An 11,779-nucleotide genomic window follows, 5' to 3' on the forward strand; every position below is an offset into this window, starting at 1 on the left:
CTACATGACGCTGGAAACCATCGCCCCGATCGGCGATGATCCCGCCGTCAGCCTCCCGGCTTTCGCCAGCTGACAGGCCCGGACCAACCCGGCAGTCGCGGTGACCCGCCGTCAGCTACACCACTCCCTGGGACACGATCCGGGTCACTGGCGGAGACGGAGGGATTCGAACCCTCGATAGGGCTTTACAACCCTATAACGGTTTAGCAAACCGCCGCCTTCAGCCACTCGGCCACATCTCCGTGCGGCCCGATATGCCTGACGCGGCGGCGGGCCGCAAGCCGGCAATTGCGCATTTTGACTCATTCGCCGCAGGCGTGCCGCCAACACGCTGTTTTCCGCTGAAATCGCTGGTCGGCGCCTGCGCGACCTGAGCGCCCATGCAGCCAGCGTGGTCCTTCCGTGCAACTTCCCCGCCCGCTGGCGACAAAAGAACTCCCGCCAAAGCGGCCTCAATGTGGCCGATTCGTCGCGCTCGCAAAGGCGGCTGCGACGTTCGGGCGCGTCACCGGCAAACCACGCCGCGTTCCACAGGCCCGCGGCGCGTATAAAAACCCCAATAAATCCAATAATCTACTGACTAGATAGCAGGCGATCTGCGTGTTATTTGAGCAACACATAGTTGAAAACAATCGCGACTGTCCTGTTTTGACCCGTTCCATTATTGCGCGCAGGTCTGTGTTGAGCAATTGTCGTAGCTGCGACGGAGGGGGGCATCCCGAGGTCGTCCCGTTAGGTGGTTCGCTTTAGTCCCTCGCGTTGAGCGGGTGTGTCCGAAGGCGCGAATGGCTGGGCGGGTGTCATGGGATCAGGAACCAACCTTCGGGTGCGTGTTGCACCAGCGGATCAGGAACCTTCCCCAAAAGAAGCAAACTTGGAGGTTTACATGAAGATGGTAAGGAGCCTTGTTCTCGGCTCGGCGGCGGCCCTGGTCTCGATGAGTGCAGCCCAGGCCGCCGACCTTCCGTTGAAGGCCAAAGCGGTCGAATATGTGAGGGTCTGCTCGCTGTACGGCGCGGGCTTCTATTACATCCCCGGCACCGACACCTGCATCAAGCTCGGCGGCTTCGTCCGCGCCGACCTCTCGCTCAATGCCTCCGGCGGCTTCGACCGTCCGTCCTGGGACGGCAACGCCGGCCAGGGCAACCGCCTGAAGAACGACTTCGTCTTCCGCTCCCGTCAGGACCTCACCCTCGACACCCGCACCGCGACCGAATACGGCGTGGTCCGCACCTATTTCGAGGCGGTGTTCAACTGGACCACCGGCACCGGCCAGGTCGCCGGCGCCGATCCGACCGGCGGCCTCGGCGTGTACTACGCCTTCGTGCAGTTCGCCGGCTTCACCTTCGGTAAGGCGGTGTCGCAGTTCGACGCGCCGTGGTCCGGCTATCCCGGCAACAACACCTCCTATTTGCTCGGCGGTTATGACGACGTCACCGGCATCAACCAGATTTCCTACACCGCGCAATTCGGCAACGGCGTGTCGGCGGCGATCTCGTTGGAAGATCCCTACGCCTATCTGCAGTCGGCGATCTACAACACCACCGGCGCCACCGCCGGCACCTCGGCGACCGGAACCGGCTTTGCCGGCGGCACCTTCGGCGCGGCGACGCTGTACGGCACCAACTCCTACGCCGGCACCCAGATCCCCGACATCGTCGGTCAGTTGCGCGTCGACCAGGCCTGGGGCCTGTTCCAATTGTCGGCGGCGGGGCACCAGATCCGCGCCAGCTACTACAATCCGGCGGATGAAACCTCCGGGCATCCGGCCGACAAATGGGGCTATGCGGTGCAGGCCGCGCTGTCGATCAAGAACGTCCCGACCGGCCCCGGCGACAGTATCAACTTGAGCGCCGGCTATGCCGACGGTGCCAGCCGTTACCTGATCGGCGGCGTGTCCGCCAACAGCTACGCGATCTACGGCGGCAGCGGGATTCCGGGCGTGTTCCAGAGCATCGCCTTCGCCGCGGCGTCGGACGGCGTGTTCGCGGGAACCAACGGCACCAACGGCACCGGCATCCAGACCACCACCGGCTGGGCGCTGCGCGGCGCCTTCAACCACAACTGGAGCCCGTACTGGTCGTCGTCGCTGTTCGGCTCATACACCGCGATCAACTACAACGGCACCGCGACCGCGCTGATCTGCGGCGCCGCGGGCGTCGGCGGTCTGTTGAATGTCGCGGGTTACACCCCGGTCGCCGGCTCCGGTTATAGCTGCAACCCCGACTTCAACATCGCGCAGGTCGGCATCGTCACCCGCTGGACTCCAGTCAAGAACCTGACGCTGTCGGGCGAATTGCTCTACGTCAATATCGATCAGAACTTCTCCGGCGTCGCGACGCTTCCCGCATCCGGCACCAAGCCGGCCGGCCAGCGCTACGAGTTCAGGGACCAGGACACCTGGAGCGGCAACCTCCGCGTTCAGCGCAACTTCTGATCCGATCCTCGGCAACGACGGATCGCGGTTGAGTTCGACCCCCGGCGGGACACCGCCGGGGGTTTTTCGTTGCGCGCTGTCTGCTGCGCGCCGCAAACGGCGAGCAAGTCGCAGCGGTTGGCGGTCGCGGCGACGCGGATTGGCCCCGCCGTTTGCGGCGCGATGCGATGAGTCGATGGCAGCGCCGCCCGACGTGCCGCCGCTGGCCGACGGCGTCGCGTGTAAAAAAACTATTCGACGCTGCCGCTGGCGCCGCGATGCAGGTCGGCCTCGATCTGCAACCGCGAGCCGCCGCCGAACCGGGCGCGGTAGACCTGCAGGTTCTCCATGATCCGCTGCACATAGTTGCGGGTCTCGGAGAACGGGATCTGCTCGACCCAGTCGACCGCGTCGACCTGCGGATCGCGCGGATCGCCGTAGCGCTCGATCCATTTCCGCACGCTGCCGCGCCCGGCATTGTAGGCCGCAAAGGTCATGATGTAGGAGCCGCGGTAGTCGTCGATAAGCCCGCCGAGTTCGGCGGCGCCGAGTGCAGCGTTATAGACCGGATCGGATTTCAGCCTGGCGAGATCGAAACCGGCGCCGTATTTCTTGCAGACATATTTGCCGGCGTCCGGCGTCACCTGCATCAGGCCGTAGGCGTTGGCCGGCGACACCACGGCGGGGTTGAACGCGCTTTCCTGCCTTGCGATTGCATAGACGATGGCGCGGTCGACGTCGGGGCCGATCGATTTGAACGGCGGAATGCCGTTGACCGGATAGGCGTAGTGCTCGAACGGCAGGCCGCGATTGAGCGCCGCTTTGCCGAGCAGCAGCATGCCGCGGGCGTCGGCGTTGCGCGACGCCACTTCGGCGAGCCCGACCAGCGCGTCGGGATCGCCATTCTCGCCGACGTCGCCAAAGATCGGGATCGCGATCTCGCGCTCGTCGAGCGCATAGAGCAGTTGCACCGCGCGGACGATTTCCAGCCGTTCGACGCCGCGGGTGCGGCTGGCCGGTGCGCCGTTCAGCTCGATCTGCGGCATGCCGAGCTTGGCGCGCGCCAATTGGCCGTAATAGCTGGTGGATTGTTCGGCGGCCGCGGCATAGGCGGCGCGTGCCTCCTGGCCGCGGCCGGCGGCCTCCGCGGCGCGGCCCTGCCAGTAGCCGGCGCGCGCCAGCGCGGTCGGGTTGACGCTACCGACGCCGATCCGGGCGAAGTGCTGCGACGCCGTCGCCGGGTCCTTGAGAAACCGCAGCGCGATCCAGCCCGCGGTGAATTCCTGCTCGGTCTTGTAGATGTCGCGCGACGGCAAGGCGGCGTCGCGGGCGATCAGATAGGCGGTGCGGTGCTCGCCGACGTCGAGCATCTTGCGCGACAACAGCCGTCGCTCGATCCACCATTCGTCGAGATTGTACAGCCGGCCGGGGTCGCGCGGCGCCGCCAGCATCAGTTGCGCCGCCTCGGCGAAGCGCTCCTCGCGGCGCAGATGCTGGATCCTGGCGAACATGTAGCCGGGGTCGTCGTGCAGCTCGCTCGGCACCGCGTCGAGCAGCGCCTTGCTGTTCGGCGCCTTGCGGCTGACGCCGAGCCGGGCCTTGGCCAGCGCGAATTGCCCGGCGCCGAGCCGCTTGGCGGCGCGCAACGCGGCGTCGGTTTCGCTGCCATAGAGCAGATAGTCCATCCGCGCCTTGTGGTCGCCGCCGCTGAGCAGCGCGCCGAACTGGTCGAGCGCCGCGGCCTCGGTGTCCGCGCTCATCGAATCGCCGCGCCAGGCCTCGCGCACCAGTCGTTCGGCCTCGCGGCGGTCGCCGCGCGCCAATAGCGCGCGCGCCAGCGACAGCCGGCCTTTCGCCGACAGCGGCGTCTCGTTCTGGAAATAGCCGAGCACGGTGGCGTCGTCGCGATGGTCGTCCCACAGCGCCGCCTCGGCGCGGCGGCGCAGGAAGCTCTGCGACGGCCAGCTCGGATTGGCGGCGAGGAAGGCGCGGTAGCGCTCCACGGTGGCGCCGTTGTCGTCGCTGCGCAGGATCAGCCATTCGGCGAGTTTTCGCGCGACAGAATCAGAGATGCTCGCCGACAGCTCGGTGGCCTCGGCCGGCTTGTGGTTGCGGATCAGTTCGATGACGTTCTCGACCGCCTCGACATCGGCCTGCGGGGTGCTCGACGACGCCGCCATCGCGGCCGGCGCGATCGGCTTGCGCTCCGGCTTGGCCGGCGGCAGTGCGGCATGCTGGCGGGTCGCCGGTTCCAGTGCGCGGGCCGGCGAGGTGGCGACCGACAGCGAGCCGCGGATCGGCGCGGCCGTCGCCGCGGGCGCAGTTTTCGGCACCACGGAGCGGGCGATCGGCCGCGGCTTCGGCAGCGGAACCGTGGCGGCGAACCCGTCGAGCGGTGCGCCGAGCCCGATCAGCAACGCCAGCGCCGCGCTCGAGCTTCGCAACGTCAATGACAAGGTGGCCGGCTGCCCGGCCGTGCGTGAGGCAAGATCATGCAATCGGAGCGGTCCTGAAATCGATTCGCCGGTTGTGTTATCGAATCAGAATACGCCCAAATTGTTGAACCGAAGGTTTTTGTGCCCTGCCGTAGCGTCGCACCCTCCGGGCGGTTCGCATGGTGCGACAGAAACCTGCGCCACCAAGCTTGCAGCGAAAAGCGAAAAGAGCGGCGCAAGTGGCACGCCGCTCTTACTAATCAGCGTGCAAAAGGCCTACGGGCAGGGGTGCCGCAAGCCGTCATAGCCAAGATAGGTTCCCGAGGCTGGGTCGTAGGAGCGGTAGCGCTGCGCGCAATAGGCCACGCCGTCACCGCCGACATCCGGCACCACTTCAACCGCGGGCTCGTCGTCGTAGTAATAAGGATCGGCGCCGTAGTAGTACGGCGCAGCCAGCGCGCCGCCGATCAGGGCTCCGGCCGCCAAGCCGGGATAGAAGCCGCCGCCGCCATAGCCGCGATGACCACGGTAGCCGCCGCCAAAGCGGGGGCCACCGCCGCCGCTAAACCGCGGGCCGCCGCCACCACCGCCGCCAAATCGCGGTCCGCCACCGCCACCGCCGCCAAATCGCGGTCCGCCGCCACCGCCACCACCGATGCGCGGGCCACCCCCGCCACCTCCGCCGAAACCCGGTCCGCCGCCGCCGCCACCGCCACGAACCGGGGCTTGCGCGTAAGCATCGCTGGCCGCACCAATCGGCGTCGCCAGTGCCAACAACCCGGCAAACGCGGCACAACTCAAAACTTTCATACTGATCATTGTCGGCTCCTCAATAACGGGATCGTTCAACCCTTGTCGGGGCCGGACGTTCCTGGCGTTTCGCGGCTGAGCAATCTGCACCCTGGAAAATGTACCCGGCATGAATGGCGCGCGGCCCGGACGCTGCGGGTTTGCGCTGCCGCGCGCCGCGGCGCAGACTGCGCGCGCACTGGACATCGCTGCCAACAGCTGGCATCAGGATGTCGGGTGGTCACACGGAAGCGCGCTATGAAACTGTTTCTGCTTCGGTTTTTTACGTGGTGGTCGGGCTACACGTTCGGCACGCAGCTCTGGACCTGGCGGTTCGGTGAATTGGTCGGCAGCGATGAGGGCGGCAACCGTTATTTCCGCACCAAGAACGGCGCGATCGATCCTTCGCTCGGCTTCGAGCGGCGCTGGGTGCTTTACAATGGCTATGCCGATCCGACCACGGTGCCTGCGGCCTGGCATGGCTGGTTGCATCACACCGTCGACGTGCCGCCCACCGCCGAAAGCTACGCGCCGCGCGAATGGCAGAAGCCGCATCAGCCCAACCTGACCGGCAGCGCCGGCGCCTATCGGCCGTCGGGGTCGACGCTGGCCAGCGGCCGCCGTCCCAAGGCCACCGGCGATTATCAGCCCTGGACCCCTCAGGCCTGAGCCGGGCTCGGCTGCGCGGTGAGCCGGGCCGCGGCCCGGCTGACCGCGTCGCCGCGGCGTTGCCGTGCGGCGACCATGCGCTGCTCGAGCAACGCCACAACCGCAGCCGGCGCCCGCTCCGGCGAGCCGGCGTCGAACGGCGGCGCCGGGTTGTATTCCAACGCCAGCTGGATCGCCTCCGCGGTGGTCTGATCGGTCAACAGCGCCGCCAGCGTCAGCGCAAAATCGATACCCGCGGTGACGCCGCCGCCGGTGATCCGGTTGCGGTCGATGCACACCCGCCCCGGCGTCGGAATCGCGCCGAACGCCGAAAGATGCTGGATCGCCGACCAATGCGTGGTGGCTCGGTAGCCGCGCAGCAACCCGGCCGCGCCGAGCACCAGCGCGCCGGTGCAGACCGAGGTGACGAAGCGCGCGCCTTTGGCCTGACGGCGCAAGAACGTCAGCGTCTCTTCATCGCCCAGCAGATCATCGGCGCCGGCGCCGCCGGGAACGCAGATCACGTCGAGTTGTGGGCAGTCGGCGCAACTGATGGTCGGCAGCAGCCGCAAAACGGTGTCGCTCGGCACCGGCTCAAGGCGTTTGGCAACGAGATGCACGGTGGCGCCGGGTATCCGGGTTAACACCTGCAGCGGGCCGGTGAGGTCGAGCTGCGTCAGGTTCGGAAACAGCAACAGACCAATCTGCAACGGGGCGGCTGACATCGGCGGATCTCCTTGGCGGCAGCTGAACGGTCTGTGGGCCAGTGTTGGAACGCGGGTATGACCACAGCAAGGCGGCCTTACCGTCGCTGCAAGTCCAGCCGCGGAAACGGTGGGCGTCGCGCCGCCATGCCGGGCCGTGTAAGTAAGCCGCTGCCGGCTGGGCGGCGCGGCAACGCTCTGCTATACCGGCACCAACCAAGACTTATGCCGACGATGGATGGAAACGCCGTTTGACGTCACCCCAGGCTCTCGAAGAGATTTTTCCCGGCAACAGTGAACTCAGCCAGTTGATGCGGACCGCCGACTGGGCCGCGACGCCGTTGGGGCCGCCGGAGAACTGGCCGCAGGGGCTGAAGATCCCGTTGCGCACGATGCTGACATCGCGGTTCGAGATGTGGCTCGGCTGGGGCCCCGATCTGGCGTTCTTCTACAACGACGCCTACAAGCCGACGCTCGGCACCAAACACCCGGCGGCGCTCGGCCGGCCGATGCGCGAGGTCTGGCGCGAGGTGTTCGACTCGCTCTCCGACCGGATCCGCTCGGTCATGGTCGACGGCGTCGCCACCTGGGACAAGGCGCTGCTGTTGCTGCTGGAACGCCACGGCTACCCGGAAGAGACCTACCACACCTTCTCCTACAGCCCGCTGTGCGGCGACGGCGGCGTCACCGAAGGGCTGATGTGCGTGGTCACCGAGGAGACCGAGCGGGTGATCAGCGAGCGCCGGCTGAATACCTTGCGGGCTTTGGCCGACGGTCCGCTCAGCACCCGCACCGCCGACCAGGTGGTGAACGAAGTTCGGGCGGCGCTGACGCTCAATGGCAAGGATTTTCCGTTCGGTCTGATCTATCTGCGCGACCACGCCGGCGGCTGGCACGGACATCCGTGCAGCTACGACGCCGCGCCGTTGATTGCGGTCGAATGGCCGCTGCGGGGGTTCGAGGGCGGCGCCAGCGCGCGGCGGGTTCCGTTGATCGGGTTGGGCCTGGCGCTGCCCTGCGGCGCCTGGGATCGGCCGCCGGTCGATGCGCTGGTGCTGCCGATCACCCAGGGCGCGGAGGAGCCGTTCGGCGCGCTGGTGCTCGGCCTCAATCCGTATCGCCCGCACGATCCGGACATCGTCGGCTTCGCGCAATTGTTGGCCGGACAGATCGCCGGCGCCTTGTCCAACGTCGAGGCGTTGACATCGGAGCGTCGCCGCGCCGACCGGATCTGGGTCAATTCGCGCGATCTGCTGGTCGTGGTGGACCCCGAGGGCATCTTCCAATCGGTCAGCCCGTCCTGGACGCGGATCCTGGGTTACACCGCGGACGAGGCGGTCGGCCGCAGCTTCCGGCAGTTCATCCACCCCGACGATCTGGCGGCGGCGCTGGATGGCCTCGACGCCGTCAATCAGGCGATCGACCTGACGGCGTTCGAACTGCGCTACCTCAGCAAGCACGGCGAGGTGGTGTGGATTTCCTGGAACACCAGCCTCGAGGGCCGGCTGATCTATGCCTATGGCCGCGACATCACCGCGGAGAAGGCGCAGGCCGCGGCGTTGCTGGCCACCGAAGAACAGTTGCGGCAATCCCAGAAGATGGAGGCAGTCGGTCAGCTGACCGGGGGCATCGCTCATGATTTCAACAATATGCTGGCGGTTGTTATCGGCTCGCTTGAGTTGTTGGATCGCAAGATCAACGATCCCAGCCCCGCGGTGCGCCGCTATATCGACGCCGCGATGGATGGCGCTAAGCGATCGGCGGCGCTGACCCATCGGCTGTTGGCGTTCTCGCGGCAGCAACCGTTGAAGCCGGAAACCCTCGACGCCAACCGGCTGGTCGCGGAAACCTCGGAGCTGCTGCGGCATTCGATCGGCGGCAATGTGCGGCTGGAAACCGTGCTCGCCGGCGGCTTGTGGCGGGTGCATGCCGATCCCAACCAATTGATCAGCGCGCTGCTCAATCTCGCGGTGAACGCCCGCGACGCCATGGATGGCGGCGGCCGGCTGACCATCGAGACCCAGAATGCGCATCTCGACGAGGCCTATGCGCAGGTCAATTTCGGCGTCGTCGCCGGCCAATATGTGATGATCGCGATGACCGACACCGGCTTCGGCATGACGCCGGAGGTGATCGCGCGGGCGTTCGATCCGTTCTTCACCACCAAGGAGGTCGGCAAGGGCACCGGGCTCGGCCTCAGCCAGGTTTACGGCTTCATCAAGCAGTCCAGCGGCCATGTGAAGATCTATTCCGAGCCCCGCCAGGGCACCACGGTGAAGATCTACCTGCCGCGGATGTTCAACGTCACCGACGATCTGCCGGCCCGGGCGCTTGCGGCGGTGAACGAGGCGGGGTCGTTCGGCGACCTGATCCTGGTGGTCGAGGACGAGCCGGCGATGCGGCAGTTCAGCGTCGATGCGCTGGGCACGCTGGGCTATCGGGTGTTCGAGGCCGACGGCGCCCACGCCGCGCTGGCGCTGCTCGACGCCCATCCGGAGATCGTGCTGCTGTTCACCGACATCATTATGCCGGACCTCAACGGCCGCCAGCTCGCCGACGAAGCCTGCCGGCGGCGGCCGGATCTGAAGGTGCTGTACACCACCGGCTACACCCGCAACGCCGTGGTGCATAACGGCGTGGTCGATCCCGGTGTGCAACTGATCAGCAAGCCATTCACCGTCGACCAGCTCGCTGAAAAGATCCGCGAAGTGCTGGAGGCGTGAGCGGCACGATCCGCAACGCTAATCGAACGGATCGGCCCAGTCGTCGGCACGGCTGACCGCGCGGCGCGACCGGGTCAGCGGGATCAGCTGTTCCTCGCGGTGGCCGTCGGCATATTCGATCACTCGCAAGGTCATCAGCACCGGCCGGCCGGGCTCGCGGGCGAGCTTTGCCTTGCGGCGCGATGCTGCGGTCTTGGCCGGCTTGGCGTTGCCCTGCGCGGCGTTCTGCGCGCTCGGTGCCGGAGCCGGGAGCGCCGCCTGTACATCATCGGCTTTGCTGTCGGCGGCTTTGCTGTCGGCGGCCACGCTCGCCACGGTCTGCGGCGCTGCTGCATCAGGCCGTGCGGCGATCGCGGTGTCGTTCGGTGCGGGGAATGCGGCGGCGCTATCCTCGGCGATCTGCGGGGAGGGCGCGTTGGTCATGGAGGCCGCAGCCGAAGCGGCCGAATCGCCGGGCGCGGCGGTTGCGACGTCAGTCGGAGCGGGCGCCGCGGCGGCGCGGGCGAGCTGCGCGCCGCGCGGCTCGGCGGTCTTTTTTGCAGCGGAGCTGGAACGAGCCTGGGCGGTGCTGACGTCCGGATGGCTCAGCACATACAGCCCGCTGGCACCGCCGCCGATCAGCAGGGCGAGCGTGACCAGGTAGGCAAACAACGCGGGCATGGCGGGGCCTCGTCCACAGACCCCGGACAACCCCGAGCGCCGGCTTTCGTTCCGTGCGCCGGCTCGCCCTTTCCCCGCCGTATTCGCCGTGTTAACCGAATGCCCCGCGAGCGGCCCATCCGTACACGTCCCTGGCTGTACAATGTCGCGAGCCCGATTCGTCGATTAGAGCCGCGCGATATGTTTCGAACCTTTGGCATGGCTGGTCTTGCAGCGTTGTTGGTCGCCCCGTTGATCGCGGTGGCGCCGCCGGCGCAGGCGCAGATCGGCAACATCTTTTCCGATCCGCCGCCGCGGCCGCCCGGCAATGTGCCGCGCGGCGGCCCTTACGACGACGAGGAAGAGGTGCCCGACCTGCCGCAGCAGGGCCGGCTGCTGCCGACTCCGAACCGGCCGCTGCCGGGGCAGGCCGCGCCGCCGCCCGGGCCGGTGCAGTCGCAGCCATTGCCGCCGCCGCCCGGCACCACCGTGATCCCGCAAAACCCGCCGGCGACCGCCGCGGTACCGCCGGTGCAGCCGCCGTCATCGGGCGTCGCCGCGGCGCCGCCGGCCGCCAATCCATTGCCGAATCAGCCGCCCGGGCAACGTCAGCCGCTGAAAAGCGCGCCGCCGTCGCCGGCGACGCTGCAGCCCGGCGACGAGGTGGTCAGCGAGCCGCCGGCGCAGAAGATCGTCAACAAGAAGGCGAGCTTCTCCGGGCTCGACAAGATCACCGGCCGGATCATCAATTTCGACGCCGATATCGGCGAGACGGTGCAGTTCGGTGCGCTGCGGGTGAAAACCGACGCCTGCTACACAAGGCCGGCCACCGAGGCCGCCAACACCGACGCCTTCGTCGAGGTCGACGAGATCACGCTGCAGGGCGAGGTGAAACGGATCTTTTCGGGCTGGATGTTCGCCGCCAGCCCCGGCCTGCACGGCGTCGAGCATCCGATCTACGATATCTGGCTGACCGACTGCAAAGCCCCGGAGACCACCGTGGTCGCGGCGCAGCCCGACGCCAAGCCGGTCGCCGCGCAGCCGGCGCAAAAACGCGCGGCGCCGAAACAGCCGCGTCCGCTGCCACCGCCGCAGGTATTTCCCTACAACCCGCTGCCGCCGTACCGGCAATAGGGGAAGCGCGCTTCGGGTTTGGCGCCGTCATCCTGAGGTGCGACGCCGCGGAGCGGCGAGCCTCGAAGGATGCGGCTGCAAGCCATGAGGGCCGGCCCGCCCGCGGCCCATCCTTCGAGACGCCCGGCTGCGCGCTGCGCCGGGCTCCTCAGAGTCTGACTCAAAATGATTGTCATGATTTCAAGCTCTTGCGAGGCGGCGTGAGAGCAGTCGGATGCTCGCGAGGAAGAGCCAGGCCTCGGCGCTGGCGATGCTGGCCTCGAAGTCCTTGGACAGACGGCGGTTGCGTCC

At 67.5% G+C, this 11,779-nt stretch carries 8 protein-coding genes, 1 tRNA gene and 1 pseudogene; 4 read left to right on the forward strand and 6 right to left on the reverse strand.

The window, feature by feature from the left end:
• Positions 1–148 precede the first annotated feature (148 nt).
• Positions 149–242 (reverse strand) — tRNA-Ser (locus tag VGC77_RS01295).
• A gap of 644 nt (positions 243–886) precedes the next feature.
• Between VGC77_RS01295 and VGC77_RS01300 the strand changes: the two genes are divergently transcribed.
• The gene (locus VGC77_RS01300; protein ID WP_331169769.1) at positions 887–2,437 is read left to right on the forward strand and encodes a porin; all 1,551 of its coding nucleotides are present in this window, start codon (positions 887–889) and stop codon (positions 2,435–2,437) included.
• Positions 2,438–2,667: 230 nt separating this feature from the next.
• Here VGC77_RS01300 and VGC77_RS01305 read toward each other — a convergent pair whose 3' ends face one another.
• Both VGC77_RS01305 and VGC77_RS01310 read right to left on the reverse strand, forming a co-directional pair.
• On the reverse strand, positions 2,668–4,866 hold the full coding sequence (locus VGC77_RS01305) for a lytic transglycosylase domain-containing protein (protein ID WP_331169770.1): 2,199 nt from the start codon (positions 4,864–4,866) through the stop codon (positions 2,668–2,670).
• Positions 4,867–5,127: 261 nt separating this feature from the next.
• Positions 5,128–5,670 carry a BA14K family protein gene (locus VGC77_RS01310; RefSeq protein ID WP_331169771.1) on the reverse strand — a complete coding sequence of 181 codons (543 nt, stop codon included), beginning with the start codon at positions 5,668–5,670 and terminating at the stop codon, positions 5,128–5,130.
• A 228-nt stretch (positions 5,671–5,898) separates the two neighbouring features.
• Here VGC77_RS01310 and VGC77_RS01315 point away from each other — a divergent pair, with 228 nt between their 5' ends.
• Positions 5,899–6,309 carry an NADH:ubiquinone oxidoreductase subunit NDUFA12 gene (locus tag VGC77_RS01315; RefSeq protein ID WP_331169772.1) on the forward strand — a complete coding sequence of 137 codons (411 nt, stop codon included), beginning with the start codon at positions 5,899–5,901 and terminating at the stop codon, positions 6,307–6,309.
• On the opposite strand, the gene VGC77_RS01320 is transcribed toward VGC77_RS01315, so the two are convergent.
• The gene (locus VGC77_RS01320; RefSeq protein WP_331169773.1) at positions 6,300–7,013 is read right to left on the reverse strand and encodes a DJ-1/PfpI family protein; all 714 of its coding nucleotides are present in this window, start codon (positions 7,011–7,013) and stop codon (positions 6,300–6,302) included. The two genes, VGC77_RS01315 and VGC77_RS01320, sit on opposite strands and share 10 nt — an antisense overlap.
• Before the next feature lie 230 nt (positions 7,014–7,243).
• Here VGC77_RS01320 and VGC77_RS01325 point away from each other — a divergent pair, with 230 nt between their 5' ends.
• Positions 7,244–9,715, forward strand: coding sequence for an ATP-binding protein (locus VGC77_RS01325; RefSeq protein ID WP_331169774.1), 2,472 nt, complete (start codon positions 7,244–7,246; stop codon positions 9,713–9,715).
• Positions 9,716–9,733: 18 nt separating this feature from the next.
• On the opposite strand, the gene VGC77_RS01330 is transcribed toward VGC77_RS01325, so the two are convergent.
• A complete protein-coding gene (locus VGC77_RS01330; protein WP_331169775.1) occupies positions 9,734–10,375 on the reverse strand; it encodes a hypothetical protein in 642 nt (213 codons plus the stop codon).
• 180 nt (positions 10,376–10,555) lie between these two features.
• On the opposite strand from VGC77_RS01330, the gene VGC77_RS01335 reads away from it, so the two are divergent.
• The gene (locus tag VGC77_RS01335; RefSeq protein WP_331169776.1) at positions 10,556–11,488 is read left to right on the forward strand and encodes a DUF2155 domain-containing protein; all 933 of its coding nucleotides are present in this window, start codon (positions 10,556–10,558) and stop codon (positions 11,486–11,488) included.
• A gap of 180 nt (positions 11,489–11,668) precedes the next feature.
• Here VGC77_RS01335 and VGC77_RS01340 read toward each other — a convergent pair.
• A pseudogene (locus VGC77_RS01340) lies at positions 11,669–11,779 on the reverse strand (IS5/IS1182 family transposase); the annotation flags it as partial.

This window comes from Rhodopseudomonas sp. (assembly GCF_036404135.1).
Classification (GTDB): domain Bacteria; phylum Pseudomonadota; class Alphaproteobacteria; order Rhizobiales; family Xanthobacteraceae; genus Rhodopseudomonas_A.